This is a genomic window from Vibrio sp. 1457, assembly GCF_033340195.1.
Lineage (GTDB): Bacteria > Pseudomonadota > Gammaproteobacteria > Enterobacterales > Vibrionaceae > Vibrio > Vibrio alginolyticus.
In genome coordinates this window covers 1-23,955 of the sequence record NZ_JAWOWA010000017.1, presented here as the reverse complement: position 1 = coordinate 23,955, position 23,955 = coordinate 1, and the positions used below count along the sequence as shown (strand labels likewise).

10 protein-coding genes are annotated in these 23,955 nt (G+C 45.1%); 7 read left to right on the top strand and 3 right to left on the bottom strand.

Translation table 11 applies throughout. The features are described 5' to 3' along the window. Positions 1-69 precede the first annotated feature (69 nt). On the top strand, positions 70-2,424 hold the full coding sequence (locus R7Z41_RS16885) for a fatty acid cis/trans isomerase (RefSeq protein ID WP_065275237.1): 2,355 nt from the start codon (positions 70-72) through the stop codon (positions 2,422-2,424). A gap of 18 nt (positions 2,425-2,442) precedes the next feature. Continuing rightward, a complete protein-coding gene (locus R7Z41_RS16880; RefSeq protein ID WP_005376565.1) occupies positions 2,443-2,634 on the top strand; it encodes a hypothetical protein in 192 nt (63 codons plus the stop codon). 50 nt (positions 2,635-2,684) lie between these two features. On the opposite strand, the gene torS is transcribed toward R7Z41_RS16880, so the two are convergent. Next, on the bottom strand, positions 2,685-5,648 hold the full coding sequence (gene torS, locus R7Z41_RS16875; RefSeq protein ID WP_064369292.1) for a TMAO reductase system sensor histidine kinase/response regulator TorS: 2,964 nt from the start codon (positions 5,646-5,648) through the stop codon (positions 2,685-2,687). A gap of 43 nt (positions 5,649-5,691) precedes the next feature. On the opposite strand from torS, the gene torT reads away from it, so the two are divergent. Then, positions 5,692-6,741, top strand: a complete 1,050-nt coding sequence (gene torT, locus R7Z41_RS16870) for a TMAO reductase system periplasmic protein TorT (protein WP_080960073.1) — start codon at positions 5,692-5,694, stop codon at positions 6,739-6,741. 64 nt (positions 6,742-6,805) lie between these two features. Further along, the gene (locus R7Z41_RS16865; protein ID WP_005376571.1) at positions 6,806-7,261 is read left to right on the top strand and encodes a methylglyoxal synthase; all 456 of its coding nucleotides are present in this window, start codon (positions 6,806-6,808) and stop codon (positions 7,259-7,261) included. 77 nt (positions 7,262-7,338) lie between these two features. On the opposite strand, the gene helD is transcribed toward R7Z41_RS16865, so the two are convergent. Continuing rightward, positions 7,339-9,408 (bottom strand): DNA helicase IV, encoded by a 2,070-nt coding sequence (gene helD, locus R7Z41_RS16860; RefSeq protein ID WP_005376572.1) that lies wholly within the window; start codon positions 9,406-9,408, stop codon positions 7,339-7,341. Positions 9,409-9,732: 324 nt separating this feature from the next. Here helD and yccS point away from each other — a divergent pair, with 324 nt between their 5' ends. The 3 genes from yccS (at position 9,733) to R7Z41_RS16845 (ending at position 12,689) form a co-directional block, all read left to right on the top strand. Then, positions 9,733-11,886, top strand: coding sequence for a YccS family putative transporter (gene yccS / locus R7Z41_RS16855; RefSeq protein WP_031781171.1), 2,154 nt, complete (start codon positions 9,733-9,735; stop codon positions 11,884-11,886). Between the two features lie 189 nt (positions 11,887-12,075). Further along, a complete protein-coding gene (locus R7Z41_RS16850) occupies positions 12,076-12,306 on the top strand; it encodes a hypothetical protein (protein WP_005376575.1) in 231 nt (76 codons plus the stop codon). An 80-nt stretch (positions 12,307-12,386) separates the two neighbouring features. After that, positions 12,387-12,689 carry a hypothetical protein gene (locus R7Z41_RS16845; RefSeq protein ID WP_031781170.1) on the top strand — a complete coding sequence of 101 codons (303 nt, stop codon included), beginning with the start codon at positions 12,387-12,389 and terminating at the stop codon, positions 12,687-12,689. A 184-nt stretch (positions 12,690-12,873) separates the two neighbouring features. Here R7Z41_RS16845 and R7Z41_RS16840 read toward each other — a convergent pair. Beyond that, a partial coding sequence (locus R7Z41_RS16840; protein ID WP_318136384.1) for a cadherin-like domain-containing protein occupies positions 12,874-23,955 on the bottom strand: 11,082 nt, incomplete at its 5' end.

The following is a 23,955-nucleotide window of genomic DNA, read 5'->3' as shown; positions in this document are numbered from 1 at the left end:
CCAACTTTTGGTAATTGACCGCTTATTTTGCTTTAATTAATGCAAATTCGAATCACGTAAAATAACTCAATGAATTTGCGCTTAATTTTTACACTTTGCATTGCTACTTTGTTTGCCGGCTGTGCAACCTATGCTGGTCTTAACTATGACCAACTGTTTGGTCCACAGCTCGTGCGTGAACGCACAGTTGACGTGGAAACCCCTCAAGCAAACTTCTTCCAAAGCGAAGTTAAACCCATTATGGATAACCGCTGTGTCGTCTGCCACGCGTGCTACGATGCACCATGTCAACTTAAGCTCTCTTCTGTTGAGGGCATTGACCGTGGTGCGAGTAAAGCACTGGTATATGAAGGAACAAGACTCACAGCCGCAGCACCAACACGCTTATTCGAAGATGCAGAAACAACCCAAGAGTGGCGCGATGCGGGTTTTCATCCGGTTCTCAACGAACGTGATCAAAGCATGGCAGCCAACATTGATGCAGGCCTTATCGCACGTTTGCTACAACAAAAAGAGCGCCACCCATTGCCTGACCAAGTCCAGTTAGAAGGCTTTGACTTTTCGATAGACCGAGAGCAAACCTGTCCGACGATTGAAGAATACGAGCAATACGAGAAGGATAACCCAACCTGGGGCATGCCTTTTGGTATGCCAAATCTATCAAACAGTGAATACCACACACTCATGACTTGGTTGGAAAACGGCGCAATAATGAACGTTCACCAACCTGTTAGTGAGAATGAGCAAGCGCAAATAGATAAGTACGAAACATTACTTAACCACTCTGATTTGAAAAATCAGCTGATGGCTAGGTATATATATGAGCATTTGTTTTTATCTCATATCTACTTTTCAGAACTCGATGAAGATCCCCGATTCTTCACGCTCGTCCGCTCTGCTACACCACCAGGACAGCCCGTCAAACGTATTTCAACGCGTCGCCCGTACGATGATCCAGGGGTTGAACGTGTGTTTTATCGAATTATTCCAGAGCAAGGGACCATAGTAGATAAAACTCACATGCCATTCGCGTTAAACAAGCAACGCATAGAGAACTGGAAAACTTGGTTTATTGATGCTGATTACACGGTTAGCCAGCTCCCGAGTTATGCACCAGAAGTTGCTGCAAACCCGATGACATCATTCATCGACCTTCCAGTGAAATCGCGCTTTAAGTTCATGCTAGATAATGCACAAAATACAATAATGGCATACATCAAAGGCCCAGTTTGTCGTGGCCAACTGGCATTGAATGTTATCAATGATCGCTTTTGGGTGTTTTTCCTTGATCCAGATAAAGCAGACATCCCAGAAGTAAATGAGTTTTACCGATCTCAGGCTGATAACCTAAAACTACCGGCAGAACAAGAAAGTAACACGCTACCTGTTACCAACTGGGTCAAGTACGCGCGCCAGCAAGCTCGCTACCTAGAGGCTAAATCTGAGTTCACTAATAACTGGTTTAAAGAAGGTGAAAACCTATCCACCGATGTAATTTGGGACGGTAATGGCACCAACCATAATGCGGCATTAACGATATTCCGCCATTTTGATAGTGCTTCTGTTGTTCAAGGGTTAGTTGGTGAGCAGCCTAAAACAGTGTGGATTCTTGACTACGCGTTACTAGAGCGTATCCACTATTTGCTTGTTGCTGGGTTTGACGTTTACGGTAACTTCGGCCACCAGCTCATGACACGAATGTTTATGGACTTCTTGCGTCTAGAAGGCGAAAGTAACTTTATCTCGTTGTTACCCGCCGATATGCGCCATGAACTTCAATCTAGCTGGTATAAAGATCAAAGCCCGCAGTTGAGTGACTTTTTACAACGAAATGTGAAGCCGTTTAACCAACCAACCAGCGTTCAGTATAAGAGTGACGATCCAAAAACAGAGTTGGTGGAGTTGTTGAGCGAACATGTTTCAGATGTGCTTCTGCCTCGCTACGAAATTCAAGACACGGCTCTTTCTGCGAGTAGTGAAAAGCAACTAAAACGTATTGACCACGTTCGTGGTGAAGGCCTAAAAACCGTTCCGCAAATCACTATGCTTATGGTGAGAAGTCAATCAGGGGAAGATGAACTGTTCACCTTACTTCACAACAATGCACACACAAACATCTCTAGCTTGTTTGATGAAGAAAGTAACCGTGACTTTGCTAACGATGATATGACCATTGTACGCGGCGTTGTGGGAAGCTACCCTGCGGCATTTTTCTCGATCAACGAAAACCAAGTAAAAGATTTTGTCGATCAATTTAGTGCCATCCAAAACGAGTCCGATTACGTTAAGTTATTGGATAATTTTGCGATTCGTAGAAGCTCAGAAAAATTCTGGTCATTTAGCGATCGTTTACACAATTGGTACCGTACAAAACAACCGATCGAATTTGGATTACTTGACTATAATCGTTTTGAGAATCGATGATGATTTAAGGGGGTTCTCATGGGTATCCGAGATAACATTGCCGCTCTTGAACAACAGATTTACGTTGCTTGTTCTGAGGGAGACTACGAAACGGTCAATATGCTTGAGCATCAACTCGAATACTTACGTGGCAAAGTGGAACATCCTTTTGATGATGACCCTTATGCCCTAGACACTCGATTCGAGTGGGAAGATGACATGACCGAATAGAAAAAACCTCCGGAAAGCCGGAGGTTTTTTTATTTTCAATGCTCGATGGATTACTTCGCCATTAACTCATCCAGAGCTTGAATTGATGCAGACACTTGAGAAACTAAATCATCTTTAGTCGCATTATAGGTATCTAGAGGTTGAGGCGCGGCTTCAATTGCTTGGCAAGCGTTCATTAGCGCAGTTAGTCCTAAACTTCCTGCACTGCCCTTTAATTTATGGGCTAGGTTCTTTACTTCTTTACTATCATTGTCCTCAGCAGACGCTTGCAGCTTGCTTAATACATCGGTGCTGGTGGCTCTAAACAGATTAATAATGTGCAACATCTTATCTCTGCCCAAGATTTTCATATCGGACTCAATCACGCTCGGATTAATGATAACCACATCGGGTTCCTTTGTTTTAGGTGCTTGAACGACCTTTAATTGTAGCTCTTGTTCTTGAGGCGAAATTTGATCAAACGGGGTACAGTCGGCATTTTGTGGCAACAACAACGGCTTTCCGTCTAGCGCATCCTGAATCAATGCCGCGAGTGCCTCTTTTGCCAATGGCTTAGGCAAGTATCCGTCAAAACCAGCGGCTAGATAGCGCTCAACTTCTTCCGCAAAAACGTGCGCAGACACTGCAATCATTGGCGTGACGGCAAGCGCTTTATTGGCCGGCTTATCACACTCAATCCGCTTTAAGCGTTGGATCAACTCAGTTCCATCACAATCAGGGAGGTTGATGTCGACCAAAGCGATATCAAAATCTTGTGTGCTGATCAGTTGCTCTGCTTGTGAGCCGTTTTCTGCCATCACGACTTGGTGCCCCATGCTTTCTAGAAAACCTTCCGCGACCACTCGGTTGACTTCATTATCTTCTACTAGCAAGACCTTTGCTTTCACTTTGCAACGTGCGGTTGCCACGGTTCCTGTTTCAACAGGTTCGCTTTCCTCTAACGGAATAGAGAACCAGAATCGGCTACCATTTCCCTCTTCGGAATCGACTTCTAAAACACCGCCCATCGCTTCAATGATTCGCTTACTGATGGCAAGTCCAAGCCCCGTGCCTCCAGTTTGGCTCATCCCACCTTCAGCTTGCGTGAAGGCATCAAACAACGTTCTCTGGTATTTTTTGGCAATTCCTATTCCAGTGTCTGATACTTCAAACAGGACTTGCGACTCGTCCTCAGGGTTCAGGCTAACGTAGATATCAATTTCTCCTTCGTCAGTGAACTTAATCGCGTTACCAACGAGATTGTTCAGCACCTGACTGATTCTGGTGACATCCCCTTTCCAGTAGCGACTAACATCACTTTCAATATGGTAGGAGAACAGCAGCTTCTTCTCTTGTGCTCGACTGTTCATTAACTGGAAAGTGTCCTCCACCATTTGGTGTAAATCAAAGCCCATGTGACGAATTTCTAAATGCCCCGCTTCAATCTTGGAGTAATCCAGTACATCATTAAGGATCGCGAGCAACGTTTTACCACTACGATTAATGATTTCCGCATAACGCTTTTGAATTGGGTTGAGGCCTGAGTCAATCAACAAGCGTGCTGTCCCCAACACTCCGTTCATTGGCGTTCTTATCTCATGGCTCATCGTCGCCAAGAATGCCGATTTTGCTCGGCTCGCTTGCTCTGCTTGCTTGCGAGCTTTAGCGTGATTCAAAACCTCTTCATTCAAACGGCGGTTTGCTTGTTTTAACTGCGAAGTGCGCTGCTCAACGAGCTCTTCTAAATGCTCTTTATGCTCCTCAAGCTCTCGCTTGGCTTGAGCTTCACCCTCTGCTACCACTTTTAGTGCTTGCGCGGTATTACGAGCCGTGATGATGGCCTGCCCCATATGCGCCAACTCATCTTTGCCTTTCACTTCCAACTCAACCGCTAAGTTACCCTGCGCCACAGACAGCAACGCAGCGGAATATTCAGCTAACCGCTTCACAACAGAAAGGTACACCACACGCCATAAAATCAGCACCAATACAATCAAACCAACAATTGAAATAACGGTTAAAGACCACTGAGCGAATTTCAGTGTGCTGGTCAATTGGTCTACAGCGACGGTAGTGGTTTTGTTTGAATCATCAACCAATTTGTTGACCGTGCCATTAAGCTCTGAGAACAACTCTAATGTCTTTTGCATCAGTTGTTGTGACTGTTCGTTATTCTCGTATTGCTGCATCAGTATAGAAAATACGACCTGACGCTTACCAAGCTCTATGAGCAGTTGGCTCATTTGCTTAGAGCGCGTAGGATCTTCCACAGCGAGTACACGGCGTTGCATGATTTTGAGGTTGCTATCGAAATCACTTTGAACCTGTTGAATTCGCTCAATATTCGTTAATGTCCGAGCCTCTTCAATCTGATTCAACATTTTAAAGGCCAACAAGTGCAGTTCATGTAATCGCTCAGTCAGATCAAGATCGACCTCCACCAGTGCATCTAGCGCCTGATAAACTTGCGATTTTTTATTCGATTCTAATAAGTCATAAATATGCGTGACGTTAGCAACAGCAATGGTGCTTGTATTCTGAACTTGCGTACGAGTTAGTTGTTCTAGCTCTTCACTGAGCAGACGCATTTCTTCAACACGAGTATCTATCTCTTTTGCAAGCCACAGCTTTTTTTCAACCGAAACACCGAGTTCTGCCAAATTGTCGATAACGTTCTGGACGTTATTCTCTAAAGCTTCTAACAATTGAGAATCGAACGACTCACTCCCGAGCTCCTTGATGTGAGTGAGTAAAGACTCGAGCTGTTCGAACAGCACTCGCCCTGACTCCTTTCTTTCCTGCTCGTTTCTTGCGTTCGACAACATTTGTACAGACGAAATAATACGAGTACTCAACTCAGAGACTTGCCTCGCCTCAATCATGGCGGGAATCGCAGAATCCACGACATTTCTTTCGGTTTTGGCAACCAAAGAAAATCCAGACACACCAATAAGTGCCGATAACATGACCAGTATTGCCATCGCAATGAAAGACAACAAAAGTTTACGACCGATGCTTGCAGTTGCTAGCAGCATATTTTCATGACCTTAATGTTCGTGTTCAGCGACATATTACGTTATATTTTGCAGTGTTTACTTAATCTATGCCAACGAACTTCATTTCATGGTTAAAAATCAACACGCATTTCGCACATTTTTCAAACATTCTGCAGCTACTTTAACCCTCGTTGCTTCTTTGCCAGCGGTTGCCGCAGAGAAAATATGTGCAATATACCCTCACCTAAAGGATTCATACTGGTTGTCAGTAAACTATGGAATGGTGTCCGAAGCGAAAAGAGAAGGTGTCGAGCTACGAGTTCTTGAAGCGGGCGGCTACCCAAACAAAACCCGTCAAGAACAACAACTCGCACTGTGTAACCAATGGGGAGCAGATGCGGTTATCCTTGGGACCGTGGACCCACAGGCTTACGAGCATTCACTTAAAAATTGGGTGGGGAATACTCCCGTTTTTGCTACTGTGAACCAACTCGACTTGGATGAAGAACAAAGTGAGTTGCTAAAAGGGACTGTCGGTGTTGACTGGCATTGGATGGGATACGAAGCGGGTCAATATTTGGCAGCTCGCCATCCAAAGGGGTCAGGAAAAACCAACATTGCCTTACTTTTGGGGCCGCGAACTCGTGGTGGTACGAAACCCGTTACTGCCGGATTTTATGAAGCGATACAAGGAAGTGATATCAACATTGTTGACTCATTTTGGGCAGACAACGACAAGGAGTTACAACGTAACCTAGTTCAACGTGTGATCGATATGGGAAATATAGATTACATTGTTGGCAGTGCAGTGGCGATTGAAGCGGCCATCAGTGAGCTGCGCAGTGCCGGCAAAGCTGAGGAGATCGGTTTAGTTTCTGTGTACTTAAGTCATGGTGTATATCGAGGCCTGTTACGTAACAAAGTACTCTTCGCACCAACAGATAAAATGGTGCAGCAAGGTCGGCTTTCCGTGATGCAAGCAACGCATTACTTAAGAGGTGAAGCTTATGACAAACATGCCTCACCAACCATCAAACCACTGACTCCGAAGACGCTTCATGACGACACGATCGAAGAATCGTTATCTCCGTCAGAATATAGGCCGACATTCCGTGTTAAGGCTGTTGATTGAAAGACCAAAAACGTGTTCTATTGAGTCACAACAATTTTAAAATCATACAAACGGAAACATCTTGATGCAAAAAACCATTCGTACCATGCCAACCCATAAACATGTGGCTTTGGTCGCTCACGACAACTGCAAACCTGAGCTACTTCGCTGGGTAAAAGAAAACAAAGAAAAGCTACAGAGTCACTTCCTTTACGCAACTGGCACGACAGGACACATGCTGAGTAAAGAAACTGGACTTGCGATCAAGAGCATGATCAGTGGTCCGATGGGCGGTGATCAACAACTAGGCGCTCTCATTTCAGAAGGCAAAATCGACGTTCTCGTTTTCTTTTGGGATCCACTGAATGCCGTACCTCACGACCCAGATGTTAAAGCGCTTCTTCGTATTGCTAGTGTTTGGAATATTCCTGTAGCAACGAACCGAGCCACCGCTAAGTTCCTGTTTAACTCCCCTCTTCTTGAGCAAGAAGTAGACATCGAAGTACCGGATTACGAAGCCTATCTTGCTGAACGCATGTAAGCTTTGATGCCAACCAAATAAAGCAAGGGCGATACCAAGTATCGCCCTTGCTGTTTTTAACATTCTAAACGTTGCATTTAACGGGAAGTCACGATGGGATAGTCACCATTAACGAGCTCTTGAACGAATGCAGACCCCGCACCAGTATGCGTGATCCAAACCTTCTCTTTCGCACGTGTAATCGCCACGTAAAAAAGCCTGCGCTCTTCTGCGTAAGGGAATTTGTCTTTGGACTCCGTCAACGCACCATCAATGTGAATTTGCTTCTTCTTAGCGGGGAATTGCCCCTCATCCACAGAAAGAATAATCACAAAGTCAGCTTCGCGTCCTTTACTCGCATGGCAAGTCATAAAGCGAATATCGAGATTAGGGAAACGTCGCAACCAATCGTCGAACAAATCGGGCTTGTGATAATGGTTACGTCCTAGCAATAAAACTGACTTGGTTTGCTTGGCTTGTTGATTCAAGTGATCCAAGATCTTTTCCACTTGATTGCTCGGCGCGGTATGTACGCTCTTCTGCTTGCGTTGTTTGTGGCTGTTTAGTGTTTTCGGCAACTGCGATGGGTTTTGCTGCACGAATGTATTCGCTACATCACCAATCTGATTGTTGAAACGATAAGTTGTATCTAAGTGATGAACGGTTGAGTGAGCAAAGCGTTCTTTAAAGCCAGTGATAAGATCGACATCCGCTCCTGCAAACTGATAGATCGCTTGCCAATCGTCGCCAACAGCAAATAACGTCGCACCTGCTTGTTTCTGAGTGGATTCACACAGTGCTTCAATCAATGCCAGACGGTCTGGAGAGATATCTTGATACTCATCGACCATAATAAAGCGCCATGGCGAGACAAACTTTCCTTTATTCACATAATCTGTCGCACGACTGATCATGGTTGGGAAATCCACTTGGTTGCTTTCTTTAAGCATTTTCTGCCACGCTGTAAAACATGGCCAGCATAAGGCGAGTTCACTATTTAAACGCGTATAGTCTTGGTGGTTTACGAGCTTTTCTTGTACTTGCTTTTTGGTCAACCCTACCGCCGCTAAATGAGACAGCTGCGAATCTAGCCAAGCGATCAGTTTTGGATTTTCTGAATGGCTTCCTAACTCATCATCCCCTTTTAGGTACGCAATCGGCCATTTGTCTAAATGTTTTTGCCAACGTTTAAAGTTGGTGGGTGTCATCCAATGTTTTTTCAACCAGTCTACACACCATGCCGTTCGTTGATTTTCGTCCAACGCTAAAGGGCTAATTTCGACAGGTTGCTGTTCGACTTGTTTAAGAATATACAAGCCCAACTGATGGAATGTGTTGACGCGCACACCGTCTGCCGCCATGCCCACTTTATCTACTAAGCGTTCTTTCATTTCAGTCGCCGCATCACGACCGAACGCTAACATGAGAAGCTCTTCTGCTTGAGCCTGATGGCTTTGCAACAAATAGGCAACTCGTGCGGTTAAAACGCTGGTTTTGCCCGAGCCGGCACCAGCAAGAACTAAGTTGTGGTCGTCGTTGAGTAATACCGCATATTGCTGGGATAAATTCAAAGGAGAGGATTCAATTTGATTAAACAGCACTTCCCAATTTGGACGTTCTGCTTCTAGCCAATCGCGATTACGCTCACCAAGCGCCTCAGAGGTATCAATGAGCCAAGGCTCTATTTGCGACATACGATTCGGCATTCGCATTTTGGCTTCTTCTAGGGTGGTTTTCATCTCGCTTAACTCTTGGTTAAGACTTTCAACCCAGGAGACCACTTGAGAATGCGATAAGTAAGCAGGCAAGTGCTTTAGTTTGTAAAGCTCTTCTTCCCACTTAGGTAGATACTCAGCCAGTTTTCGGCACTGAGTGTTGTGCCACTCTTGATATTGACGAACGGCCTCAAGCGCGAACTTTCGGCATTGTGGCCACGGTAAACCTTGGACTAGCCAGCTTTGTTGTTTGCCTTCGTGTTCATGAGCAAAAAACTGTAAAGAGCTCCATAATAACCCACGCTTTACGCTAACTTTGCCATTCCAGATCGTAAAAGGAATATGTTCTTCACTGCCTATCGAGCTTAATAAAACACTGTTCTCTTTTATTTCGACGTGATGGTACTCATTTTGAATAAAAAACTGTGCTTTGCTAGTGGCAGTAAGCTGCATGAAACGTGCGCCTTTTAGTTTAGAAGTTGTCGATTTATATCATTTTAAGGCGCTAAATTGTAGCAACGGCGAGCTCCTAAGTAAGCTTCTTCTTCTATTCTTTAATAAAATTCACATTACTGTCGATTTAATAACCTAAAGCTGAGGTTATTTGAAGCTGGCTTTACAATCCTCAATACATGACCTGGCAGCTTTAATATAAGTCAATGACATCCCTGCTGATTTTATCAGCAACCACGAATTTTTCTTAAAGTAAATCATAAACGCGCTATAGTGGGTCTGGTAGTATTCCCCCTGTTCTTCATCGGAAACATAAGGCGCATTGTGCAAGCAACTTCTAAATTTCGGCTATATTGGGCAAACAAGACGATAAATTACAGCGTTCTTATCCTCATTACCTTACTGGGTGTGGTTATCCCAACTTGGTACTTCGAGCAAAACACGCTGATAACGCCATTAATATTAGGCGTTATTGCTGCTGCTTTGGCTGAAAGTGATGACAGTTTCACTGGACGCATCAAGGCTCTGATTCTCACCTTTCTCTGTTTTGCGCTTGCTGCTTTTTCAATTGAAATCTTGTTCGATACCCCATGGGCTTTTGCGTTGGGATTATTTATCTCAACCTTCGGCTTCATCATTCTTGGGGCGATAGGTCCTAAGTACGCGAGTATTGCTTTTGGTTCGTTGCTGATCGCTATTTATACTATGCTTGGCGCACATGAAAGCACCAACATTTGGTTTCAGCCACTACTGCTTTTGACTGGTGCCGCCTGGTATTACTTCATGTCCATGATTTGGCAGATATTTTGGCCTCTTCAACCGGTGCAACAAAGCTTAGCCAATGTGTTCTTCCAAATGGCGAATTATCTTGATGCGAAAGCCAAGCTTTTTCACCCTGTGACCAACTTGACGCCACAACCGCTGCGGATTGAAGCTGCAAAATGCAATGCTGCCACGGTTACGGCACTAAACGTTTGTAAAACCACATTACTTAACCGATCGAAACGGGGTCACATTGATGGGCCTAGTGACCGATTTTTAAATATTTATTTCATCGCTCAAGACATTCACGAACGAGTCAGTTCTAGCCATTATCGCTATCAGGATTTAGCGACCGAATTTGAACGTTCTGATGTGCTGTTTCGTTTTAAATATCTTTTGGAGTCTCAAGCCCAAGCGTGTCGTGATATTGCACTAGCCATTCAGCTAGGAAATGAATACTCCCATACCGATCAATCTATTCTGGCATTAGCTGAAGTACAAAACTCTCTTGCTTATCTAGAAGAACAAAAGCAAGGGCACTGGAAACGTCTTCTGATGCAGTTAACATATTTATTCAATAACTTAGCGACGGTAGAAAAACAGCTTAATAACATTAACAACCCAGATGTTGAAGGCCTCGAAGAAGATACCCTCGCCGATACCAACCCACACACGCTAAAAGCGATGTGGCAGCGTATATCAGCAAATTTACACAAAGATTCGATGCTGTTTCGGCATGCATTACGTATGTCAATTGCCTTAACGATTGGCTATGGAATCATTCAAATATTCAACATCGACCGAGGTTACTGGATACTCTTAACCACTTTATTCGTATGCCAACCGAACTACAGTGCCACTCGCCAAAAATTGACGGCGCGAGTAATAGGTACATTAGCTGGTTTGTTGATTGGTGTACCATTGCTGACTTTTTTCCCTTCTCAAGAAAGCCAGTTAGTATTTATCGTTATCTCTGGTGTAATGTTTTTCGCCTTCCGGATGAACAACTATGGGTACGCGACTGGTTTTATTACACTGCTCGTCCTCTTCTTATTTAATCAACTAGGTGAAGGTTACGCAGTTGTCCTTCCTCGACTAGCAGATACCCTCATCGGGTGTGTGCTTGCAGTAGGAGCTGTATTAGTTATTTTGCCCGACTGGCAGTCGAGAAGGCTTCACAAAGTTATGTCGGATGCGATAGAGGCGAACAAGCAGTATCTCGATCAGATCATTGGTCAGTATAGAATCGGCAAGAAAGACAATTTGAGTTACCGTATCGCTCGCCGCCAGGCCCACAATAATGATGCCTCACTCTCTTCTGCGATTAGTACGATGCTGGCGGAGCCTGGCAAATATCGCGCAGCTGTTGATGAAAGTTTTCGCTTCCTAACGTTAAATCACGCAATGTTGAACTATATTTCTGCATTAGGCGCGCACAGAACTCGCATCGAAGATGAGTCAATTCATAAACTCGTTTTAGATGCTCACCGTTGTATTCATCAGCATCTGGATGTACTTCATAAACAGCTTCACCAGCATTGTGAGGAGTGTGACCTATCTAATATTGATGATGCTGGACTCGAGCAACGCTTAAACGAATGGCGCGATGAAGACGACAGCTCTGCCCGCATGGTATTGCAGCAACTTCATCTTATCTATCGCATGCTCCCAGAGCTTCATTCACTTGCTAGTAAGTTTGCCGTCAGGGTAAGTTAGTAACATTCAAACCATATGTAAGAGGGAAGCGCTATATCGCTTCCCTTTTTCTTTTTACGTTTCCATCTACCCCAAAGTGGGTAATTATGTACCTTCTTAGGAAAAATCTGACGTATCACTTAACACACCTTGACAATATTCGGACAAAAAGCAATCGATCAAATTCTAATCTATTTTGGTTGAATAAATATGTTGTATCCAAAGGATGAAGAATTTCGGGCAACGACGGATAAACCGAATCACGACGAAGGTATTGAGATGAACGCACAACAATTTAATGAACTTAAGCAAAAGCTCAGTGATTTAACGGCAAGTCAGTTAAAGTCATTACAAGGTGAGATCAGCGTGAAACTAAATAAAGCGCAAAAACCGGTTCTATCTGGTGAAGAAAGAGAAATGCTTGCCAAACTGTTTGCCTAATCAAGTCATTGATATAAAACACTTGAACGTTTTATAAACTCCACCTATGCTCTCACTATCATAATGTTGGGAGTAGTGATATGCCTGTATCAGGAATTCAATCTGGACACCACATCGTTCAGATGTCACAACAAATGGCCGAGAAAGCTGCACATGGCATTAACAATAATGTAAGTAAGGTAAAAGAAGAACTTTCTGATCACAACATCGATTTAGCTGCGGTTGCGGATGTCGCAATAACAGCCTCAACACCTAGCCTTCCCTCTCAAAAAGTTGAATCTCTCTTCAACCTAGCTCAAGCCGCTGGTTATAACCGAGTTGGCGCGTCTGCCATAGAGAAAAACAATGAAATCATTGGCAGCTTGCTAGACATCCACGTTTAGGCGATTTAACGTCAAATTATCGCTATTTTAATTTCCAACTATCACTATAACGTCGTAACAAGATAACCCCTTTGCTTCGTTCTTGCTTTCTATTTCGATTCAAATATCTCCTGTTTAAAATCAAGCTTTCCCGAAAAAAATGGGCGGCTTATCAGAGCCGCCCATTTTTGTGTTGTATACGGGTTTATCCGTTATCAATAACACCGTTGTTCAGCAATGACTCTACAATCTCGTTGGAGCTGAGACCGTTGAAGTCGATTGAAGTACCTAAGTTTTCCACGACAATTGTCTGTTGAACATTTGCATCCGTCGTAATGTTCAGAGAGACACTTTCCGTCGATGCATCGTAGTCTGCCGAAATGTGACTAAGCAGATCATCCATGTCGATCATTGAGTTATTGAGATCAGAGATAACTTCACGTAAATCGATACTGTCTTCGTTAACAGTGAAGTCAGTAATGGTATCCACTGCCCCTTCATCAACGGAATCTACCGTCCACTTGAAGATATCACTGCCGTCTCCACCCGTTAAGATATCTGAACCTAAGCCACCGATAAGCACGTCATCGCCATCGCCACCCAGAATAACGTCGTCACCGTCGCCACCAATCAAGTTGATACCTGTGTCTCCACCGACTAAATAGCTGTCGTCCACTGCGGTTGACTGGTCAATATCGTCGCTATCACTACTCACATCCAAACTAATTTGGACAGGTGAAGACTGCGCTTCATCGCCATTAGATTCCGTTGATATGGCCGTAAGCGAAATATCGTAAGAACCGACATCAATACCACTGTTAGTATCTGTTGCGACAATTTCTAGCGTATCAATTTCATCGCTTGGTACTGTCCAAGTGGTACCATCGAAGCTAATGCCTGATGGAGAAACGCCACTTGTTACCTCAGCACTAGCTGGTACGCCCGTTAGCTCCAAAGACAGCACCTCGTCAATATCAGTAAGCGCCGCCATGATTCCGACAATCGCTAAACCTTGACTGCTTGCGGTTTGGCTAGCCGCAATTTGACGAATGTAATTAAACTGAGGATTGATACTCAATGTAGGTGCATCAGCTACAGGTGTCACATTGATAGTGAAATCTTGATTCGCTTCCAATGCGGTACCCGATGCATTTTCGAAGTACACGCCGTTGTCTTCGACTTTCACCGATAAAGTGATTGAAGCTGCGTTGACATCTCCTGCATCCACAAATACACCCTCAGAAGCGTCTGTTGCTCCAAGAACGGAGTTAATATTATCTGGTGTGCCCATTAGGGTGATTTCACCAGCCATCCCCGCCCCAACAGTCACACCACTACCTGCTGGCGGCTCGACACGAAGGTCGCCCTCGGTAACTGTAAGAGTCACGGTCATGCTTTCATTTGCTTGTGCGCCCGCAAAGTCGACGTCACTCACACTAATACCCGTTACTTTCTGGCCATCAGCTTCATTGATCGTATCCGTTACCGACGTTGCAGTGATTTCAGGTGCGTCATTGGTCGCTTCAACATTCAACACTGCTGTGCCCGCGATTGTAATTGGGTCTGGAGCGCCGTTAGTGGTTCCGTCATCTGTGATTTCATAAGTGAAATTAACGTCACCAAAGAAATCTGCTGCGGGTTCAAACGTCCACTCTGTCGCACTCACTTGAGTCAACGTGCCGGAAGTTGGGTCCACTAACGCAACATTATCGACGGTCAAGTTGTCTGACTCAGGATCACTTGCGTTGCTCAGCAACTCAGTAGCCGTAATAGTTACCGAACCACCATCTTCTTCCGTACTACTCAACGTTACCTCTGATGTTACCGGTGCATCGTTCACCTCAGTGACTTCGAAGGTCGCCGTTCCTGACACCGTTTGAGGATCAGAAACACCGTTCGTTGTACCGTTGTCGGTAATGTCGTAGGTCAGATCGACCTTGCCGTTGTAGCCAGGCGCAGGAGTAAATGACCATGTACCTGTTACGTTGTCGAAATCCAATGTGCCGCTGCTTGGGTCAACCAACTGGACATTACTCACCATCAAGGTGTCGTTTTCAATGTCAGAAGCATTCGCTAACAAATCAGCTTGGGTAATTTCAACCGCCGTACTGTCTTCTGCGATATCAGAAAGTACCACTTCAGACGTCGTTGGAGCATCATTGACTTCCGTTACGTTGAACGATGCGCTGCCGTTAACCGATTTAGGATCGGATGCACCACTTGTCGTGCCATCATCTGTAATGGTGTACGTGATTTCAACTGGACCATTGTAATCTGGTGCTGGGGTAAATTCCCACTCTCCCGTACCACTGTTGAAAGTAATGCTACCCGAATTCGGATCCGTTAACTGAACATTGCTGACCGTGAGGTTATCGTTCTCTACGTCTGTCGCATTCGCAATAAGATCCGCTTCAGAGATGGAGAACACACCACTATCTTCTTCAATATCCGGTAGCGTCACTGGCGTAGTTTCTGGGGTATCATTCACCGCTGTCACTTCAATATTGAAGCTGCTGCTGTTGGTATTTAGGGTGTCATCTACCCCACCAATTACGATACCTTCATTACCTTGGTCATCGACTGTCACGTCCACCTGAACGTCACCAAAGAAGTTCAGGTCTGGATTAAACTCAATCAGACCGTCTGCAATGGCATTGTTTAGATCGGCCACTGTACCTTTCAGTTCAACGGAGTCCGTACCATCACCGCTCACGGTTAGGTTGTAAGTAGCGATGAGCGTTGGATTAAGCTCCAAGATACCGCTGTCGACGTTCACATTGAGTACATATTCAGCATTCGGATCATCGAGTACGGCATCAATATCGGTAATGCTGAAACCATCAAGCAGCATTGGCGTATCTTCTGGTGTTTCCACATCCACGGTATTGACGAACTCTGGACGATCGTTCACTGCTTCAACATCAACAGTGACATCAAACTCCTCTGCGGAGCCCAAGCTTTGACTGCCATCGAGCCCAGTATCAACGGCTTGCACTTTGAAATGCAGCGAACCATCCCATGAGTTATCGTTGCGATCCCCAGAATTAAACACCACTTGATCCAAGTCTTGAGCATTGATTTCTAAGACAAAAATGCCGCCGCCTTGGTCAGTAAACACTGTCCCATCAGGTAATGAAACACTCGCCCCATCAGGGACATTGGAGACCTCAACTCTCAGCGTCTCTGGATCATTTTCCTGGTAGTTTGCACCATCTCCGATGGACTCTTTGTTATCAACCACTAACGCATTTACATTAATAACAATGTCTTCGCCCTCATTACCTGCAGCCGAAGTGTCGGGGTTCACATCAACATCATCACCAATAGGATTGACAATAAGCGTAAAGTTGTTGTTTCGTTCCGTTGGAACTTGTAGCAACTCCTCTTGAATGAAGACCGTAATACCTATCTCAGCCTCGCCACTAAAGTGTTTTGGCGGTTTAATTTGGATGTCACTCAGGTCAATGGACGTCTGAGTGAGATCTTTTAGTTGAATACTCCATTCGCCCCCACCGTTGTTCTTAACAACATAATCAGAGGAATTGGATTTAACGATAAAGTCATCAGGAAGCCCCGTTAACTTGAGTGAAACGAAACTCTCAGAACCGTCATTATCGTTCAGGCTGATCGAAACACCAGAGCCCGATTGATTCAGCGAAATTAAAGTATCTTCGTCACCAATCACCGTGATTGGCTGCGTCGGATCGGCACCTGTAATGGTAATGTCATCAACGACTGGCGTAACTTCAAATGTGACATCGTCAGTGAAGGTTCTCACATCTATATTATCGCCAGAGTTATTCAAGATAGACTGATCAAACACAGCTTCATCAGTAATTTCTCCCTCGATATTAATCTTGACGGTATTTTGGCCACCACCTACGGGGTAATTTTCTTTTGGCTTAAACAGAACATTGTCAAGCGCACCAGCTAAAATCTCAGCTTCATTAAACTCAATACTGGTTCCTAAGCTGTTACCATTGGCATCAACAAACTCACCTAATGTTGTGTCATCAAGCTCTAACTTGATGTTCGTTAGTGTTTCTCGACCACCTTGAGTGTTGTTAAATTGATCGGCAAAATCAACACTCAAGTTAAGTTGGATTAAGCCATCTTCGTAACCAACACCATCCGCCGTGGGAACGTCGTTATTTAGATCAGTTACAGGTTGTTTGTTTGCATCCAAGCCGAAAGTACCAACGATATCTACTTTTACATTCGGTGTGACATCGCTATCCAACGGCTGATCCCCGGCTGAACTCGGAACGTCTGCAACCGGTAAAACCTGAACTGGAAACTGGACATTATTTTCTTTTTCATCACCGGACTCAGTGTCTTTAGTGACAAACCGAATTGGTAATTCGAAATCACCTGCGTAATCTTCTGCCAAGTGCATCGTCAAGCCATCAAGGCCAGTAATATTTCCACTCGCATCGATATGGGCTTGGAACACGTATTTACCATTGACAAAATCAACATCCGTCCCCGTGATCACCAAATCAGGAGGAATGCCAGGAGCTGAAGGATCGACGATAATAGTTAAGACATCTTCCACACCATCTGCATTAATCGCATCGACTTTCGACGTCAACTGAGCACCAAGGTTAATAGAATTGTCTTCCAACGCTTGAATTTGGACATCATCAGCCACCTGAATCTCTGCCGCTACACTCATTTTCGGTGTGAGGACGGTTGGAAACTCTAGTGTCACATCCGTTTGACGCACGACCGTCGCATCTTTTTCGTTGCCCAAATCTTCGCCCAAATCATTCACTTCTGCGTAAATGGTTAAGCCAATTTGAGAGAGACCACCGTTATCGCCATCGTCACTGTCATCGTTTGGTGTTAAATCAAGTCCAGACGGCGCTTTAATTGAGAAGTTGTCTTCATTAGTTACTGTCCAACGACCTCCACCTTCATTTAGTGCACCGACGATAACCAATTGGTTGAGGATCTCAGGGTCCACATTGTGAAATTGAACAACAAGTTGAGTCACCACTTCATCTGAAGACGCATCAAACTCTTGGTATTTAATGATATGAGCGCCAGATTCGCCCCCCATAGAAGTGTTGATCGTAAAGTCAATGTTACCTTGATCATCTGACTTCACGATATCGGTAGCACCACCACCACTTTCAGTGACAAGCAGACGGGTTTGGTCATCTATTGCCCCCGTATTATCCTCTGGCTCAACGATTGGATTAACTTGGACATTCACCGTACCATTGATGGTTTTCTCAGCGATACCTTCACCGGGATTCGAAGCGTCAACATATTCATGGTCAATCTCTTTCACAGTGACGGTCGTGGTCAAGTCAAAGTCAGTACTTGAATCCTGCTCCAACTGGACTTGAACATAGCCACTTTGAGAGATTTTAGCGGAAAAATCTTGCTCTGATTCACCGGCTTGCGGTGAAAGCGTTAGTGTTCCAGAAACAAGCGCTTGTGCCACACCATCTACATAGACCGTGCTGCCTGGAGGAAATCCAGAGATGGTTACATCACTAAAGAATTCATCGGTATCAGGGCTTTGTACGAGCGTCGGTTTCCAATCGATGTCAAAGCGCGTATCTTCATCTCCCTCCGATCGAACAACGTAGTTATCTTGAGCATCAATAACGGGTTCGACCTTGATCCTTACCTCTCTTTCAATCACACGACTATGACCATCATTCTCGGTAACAATGATCGTCCCTGTAATCGCAATGTTTTCGGTTGAAGAGGCTTCTGGAATAATTTGAATACCGGAATTAAAATTCAGCCCAGTGATGTTTGCTTCGTAAATCGGTTGACCGTTACCATCATAGCCAACAAAGGTGAGGTCAACGCTTGAACCGTCTGAATCTACGACACGAACACCGTCGGGGATGTTGGACAGGATAACAGTAATGGCTTCTGAATCATCCTGTGGTCTATCGGCAACTTCACCAGATACAACCGAGAAGTTGAGGTTTACAACACCATTCTCTTCAATAGTCGTCTCTATTCCGGCCACATCTCCGTCTACGAATCGGTTCCAAACGTTCCCCGCGTCAATTAATACCGTGTCTGGTATGTCAGCAACACCTTTTACACCAACGATGACGGTCTTACTGCCCAGTGACAACACATCTTCTGTCGTACCGGTAGACAATGATGCTGTGTCTTTCACAATGCCTTCGACATTGAAAGTAAAGTCATCATTGCTGTGCAACGGAGGAAGAACTTCGACGTTCGCTAATTCAGACTCTGGCACTTCGTAATAAAGTACATTGCCGCCTGAATCGGTCACTTCTACTATCTGACTTGGGTTTGCTGAGTCCAGCCACACCAAAGTAACCCCATCAATTGAGAAGTTAGAAATGCGCACAAATAACGCTTCAGAACCATCTAAGTCCGCTGATGGTTTCATGGTGATCACTTCACTTAATTGGAGTGGATCGTGATCAGTGACAGGGTCTACCGTATTTTGAGTTCGAGCATTATCCTCAAACACATTAATTCGGTTTACAGTAAAACTACCTTTATCCGCAACTGGGTTTACATCAATAATGATGGTTTCGGTTTCTGAGCGAGCGGTATCTTTCCCAAGCAGTGGATTGTTGTTTTCCGTCGTAATAGCGGTGACATCAATTCTGATTTCGCCCGAGAAGTTATCTATCGGATCAACTTGAACTTCATCAATTCGGCTTGCATCCACCAGATAAACACCACCGGATTTTGGTATCGCACTACCATCTGAATAGACTAACTCTGCGTTACCTTCTCCTTGTGTAAAGACAAGCTCGTACACAATGCCTTCTGGGTTACTAGTGTCTTGGGTTTCAGCCGTGATGTTAAGTGCGACATTGTTTCCATCTTCATCAACCGAGTAGTTAAATTCGCTGCTTGCCGTCCACGTTGCAATATCTGCGACAGCAGCAACTTCAATGTCTAAACGACCATTAATCGTATGATCTGGCGTACCATTGTTAAGAATTTCCACGCGGATACGAGGATCGATACCAGAAGCATCGGTTGATGTATGACGATCTGGTACGAAGTACAAGTTATCTAACGAGACAAGCTCACCATTGAATGACTGCTCAACATTTGATGCGTCGAGAACAACCGTATTGCCCACAGATGTTAATTCAATGTAGTTGCCACTGCCGTCTCTGTAGTAGAACGTACCGTTGTGAGTATCAGCATCTCGAATAGTGATGTCACCTAAGCTCTCGTTACGGTCGATATCGTGTAAATTGATAACCAAGTCGACTTTCGCAGGGCTAACATCCAGCGTCGACAAGTTGTCCTGAGTATTTGCAGAGTCAACGCCCACAACGACACCATCACGCCCTTGGTCTTCGAACGCAGTAACGGTAGACGTGTCAATTTGCGCATTGCGGTCTCTTATCGAGATATCCACATCGGCATCTGCGATATCGCCATCACCATCGGTTGCAACAACGTTGATGGTGAAATCAATCGAGTCGGTTTCGGTATGGTCAAGGTCGTCATTCGGACGGAATGACACACTGCCATCGGTTCGAACAACCAAACGACCGATTTCAGTATCCACTCCGTCAAGAACCTTGTGAACAAATACGACTTGGTCGCTGCCGTTCAAATCGACAGAATCAGAATCAACACCATTTTGCTTAAAGTAAATGCCTGAATCATCAGCCGAGAATGAAGTCAATTGTGCGCCGTCAGCACCAAGGTCATCATCCCCCTCTACAGGGTCTCGGAATAAACGAACCGTGCGGCTGCCTTGCCCCTCAACACGCGAAATAGATGCATCGTGCAAGGTTGGAACATCATCGGTAATCGTCACTGGTAAGTTAATACCTGCCGTATCACCATCGACATCGGTCGCAAAGACTGGGAGATCAAGTATGAGTGTATCTTCGCCTTGAGTTGAGTGATCTAGCGCACCCTCAAGCGTAAACTTGTAAGAGCCGTCAGCGTTCAAAACTAGTGTGAACACTGAGTTACCATCAGGTGTTTGACCTTGATAAGTAAAGTTGTTGTTGCTTACCGCGGTTTGAACTAAAGTCACCGCAAAACCACCTGAAGTTACTCCTGGTATCGGGTTAGAAGTAAGATCCAGCTGATAAGAGACAACGGTATCTGCCCCTTCCACCGTATCGAAATTGCCCGTTGCTTCTAGGCTGTCTTTGTTGGTTGCCTGAGAGCCGTTGGCAAGGTCATCCTCATCAACAGCCAAAGCATCTGCTGATTTAATTTCGGGAATGTCATCAACTACGGTAATTGGAAGATTCAGTGATGATGACGTGTCACCATCAAAGTCTGTTACTGTAATTGGAATATCAATGACAAGGTTGTTTTCACCTTGAACAGCGTCATGGTCGATTGGTCCCAACAGCTCAAATTGGTAGCTGTCATTATTCGCATCAAGAGACAGCGTGAAGATCTTAGTTGATGTGCCAGTAATAACCGCTTCGTAACTGGTTACTCCACCATTCGTGCTTACTAGATTCAACTCGATGCTGCTGCCGTTCGACGTTAAACCAGACACGACTGCATCGAGGTCTGAAACTTGGTAGCTGACAATCTTGTCTGCACCAGCAACGACCTCAAATCCGCCGTTCAATACCGTTGAATCACTACTTGTCGTGTCAGAGCCACCGGAAAGATCATCTTCATCAACGGTTTGTTGGCTAGAGTCTGTCACTTTCACAATAGCTGGGACATCGTCCACCACGGTGATCGGCAAGGTGATGTTATTGGACACATCGCCATCAAAATCAGTCGCGTTGACTGGGAAGTTAATGACCAACGAGTTTTCATCGTTACCCGCAGGATGATCAAGTGCACCCAACAGTTCAAATTCATAACTGTCTGCTGAACCATTTAGCGTCAGTTTAAAGACGGTGTCCGTCGTACCTTGTACATAAGCTCGGTACTCAATCACACCGTTTGAATTTGAAAACTCAACCAACTCAAGCGGTTGACCACCTGAGGTAAGGCCAGAAACAGGCGATGTTAAACTATCCAACTGGAAGCTAACGATAGAGTCGGCACCATCAGTAACGTCAAAGTTGCCACCAATGATATTGGATTCTGGCGTGTCGTCCGAACCTTGGCTTGGAATATCATCCTCATCCACAGACAAGGTACTACCAGAGCTAATAGCATCAATGGTTGGTTTGTCATCTACGATCGTAACTGGCAAGGTCGCAGTGATGGTATCGTTGTCGCCATCCGTGATCTTCACAGGTAGATTCAACAAAATCTCATCAGAGTTAACCGCGTGATCTAACTGACCAGATAACTCAAAGTCGTATTTACCATCTTGATGAAGTGTCAACGTGAAGACCGTCACTCCACCCGGAGTTTGTCCCACGTAAACAAGCGCGTCAGCAGTTGAAGCGCCAACGTCTTGAGAAAGTGTTACCTCTTCTCCACCCGATTTCAGGTTCGGAATAGGATTTGAGCTCAGATCCAATTCGAAAGCATCAATACCATCTGCGCTAGTGACTTCGAATTCACCTGATACCGTTAACGGCTCTTTAGTGCCATCAGAACCAAGAGGTAAGTCATCTTCGTCGACACGTAGACTTTCAATATTGGTAACAACTGGAACATCGTCCACAACGGTAATTGGCAATGTGAAGGCTGGTGAAGTATCACCATCATTATCTGTCGCCGTCACAGGGAGGTTAATAACAATCTCGTTTTGCTGATTACCATCTGGATGATCAAGCGGCTTCTGTAAATCGAACTCGTAGGTGTTGTTCGTTGCATCCAACGTCAGTTCGAAAACCACTTCAGCAGGATTGCCAGCGACACCTTGGTATACGTTCACGCCGTTTGCGCTAGAAGACAGAACTAAGGTGATAGCGTCACCATCTGAAGTCAGTGACGCAACTGGCGTGGTCAGGTCACTCAGCTGAATAGAAGCAACTTGGTCAGCACCTTCGGTGATATCAAAAGTACCTGAAATAACAGTATCTTCTGCACTTGCAGCATCCGTACCTGCTGGTAGGTCATCTTCATCAACGGTTTGTTCGCTGCCTGCTAGCAAACCATCAATGGTCGGAACATCATCCACAACCGTAATTGGTAAGGTGATGTTGTTCGACACGTCTCCATCAAAGTCAGTCGCGTTTATCGGTAAATTTATGATCAGTTCATTCTGGCCATCAGCATTTGGATGATCGAGACGAGCGAGCAAATCGAACGTGTAGCTGTCATCAGAGGCATCGAGGGTTACACGGAATACTGGTGTCGTCGTGCCATCAATACGAGCTTCGTAAACTGAAACGCCACCTGCGTTTGATACTTCAACCATAACCAGAGATTGACCACCAGAGGTCAGGCCTTGTACTGGCGTCGTTAGGTCAGAAACGCTGTACTCGACAATGCCATCAGAACCATCAGTCGCGATGAAGTTACCGGCAATGCTGTTCGACTGTGTACCATCAGATCCGATTGTTGGGATATCGTCCTCATCAACCGTTTGCACACTTGTTGCTTCGATTCCACCAAGTGTCGGCTTGTCATCAACGATCTTGACAGGAATTGTCTCAGCAGAGGTATCGCCATCAAAGTCTGTTGCGATGATTGGGAAGTTGAGCGTTAACTCATCACTATCAACAGCATGATCGATTGGGCCTTCAAGCGTGAAGTTATAAGAGCCATCAGTGTTCACTGTCAGTGTAAAGACCGACTCGGTGCCTGCTGTTGCTTGATAGGTAAAGCTGCCGTCGCCATTTGCGGTTTCAGCCAATGTGACTGCCACGCCTTGTGATGTGAGTCCAGCCACTGGTGTTGCTGAAGCATCAAGCTGATAGCTCACTACTCGGTCAGAGCCTTGTGTGGTGGTGAAGTTGCCATCGATTGAAATCGGGCCAGTCTGATCCGAACCAATCGTGCCTAAGTCATCTTCGTCAACGGTAATTGCATCGACATCGGTAATGGTTGGCTTATCATCCACGATGGTGACTGGGATCGTTTCTGTGGTGGTATCACCATCAAAGTCCGTCGCGATGATTGGGAAGTTCAGTGTCAGCTCATCACTACCCGTCGCATGGTCGATTGGACCTTGCAGCGTGAAGTTGTATGAACCATCCGCATTAACGGTCAGCGTAAATACTGCTTCAGTTCCTGCTGTCGCTTCATAAGTGTAGCTACCGTCGCCGTTTGCAGTTTCCGTCAGCGTGACGGCCACACCTTGTGATGTCAGACCATCAACTGGTGTTGCAGCAGTATCTAATTGGTAGCTCACTACCCCATCAGAGCCTTGCGTTGTAGTGAAGTTGCCATCGATTGAAATTGGATCTGAGCCATCAGAGCCAATCGT

What these genes read in the sequence shown, in the direction of transcription:
- R7Z41_RS16885 (WP_065275237.1), top strand. Translation starts at nt 70, where the DNA reads ATGAATTTGCGCTTAATTTTTACACTTTGCATTGCTACTTTGTTTGCC.
- R7Z41_RS16880 (WP_005376565.1), top strand. Translation starts at nt 2,443, where the DNA reads ATGGGTATCCGAGATAACATTGCCGCTCTTGAACAACAGATTTACGTT.
- torS (WP_064369292.1), bottom strand. Translation starts at nt 5,648, where the DNA reads ATGCTGCTAGCAACTGCAAGCATCGGTCGTAAACTTTTGTTGTCTTTC.
- R7Z41_RS16865 (WP_005376571.1), top strand. Translation starts at nt 6,806, where the DNA reads ATGCAAAAAACCATTCGTACCATGCCAACCCATAAACATGTGGCTTTG.
- helD (WP_005376572.1), bottom strand. Translation starts at nt 9,408, where the DNA reads ATGCAGCTTACTGCCACTAGCAAAGCACAGTTTTTTATTCAAAATGAG.
- R7Z41_RS16850 (WP_005376575.1), top strand. Translation starts at nt 12,076, where the DNA reads ATGTTGTATCCAAAGGATGAAGAATTTCGGGCAACGACGGATAAACCG.
- R7Z41_RS16845 (WP_031781170.1), top strand. Translation starts at nt 12,387, where the DNA reads ATGCCTGTATCAGGAATTCAATCTGGACACCACATCGTTCAGATGTCA.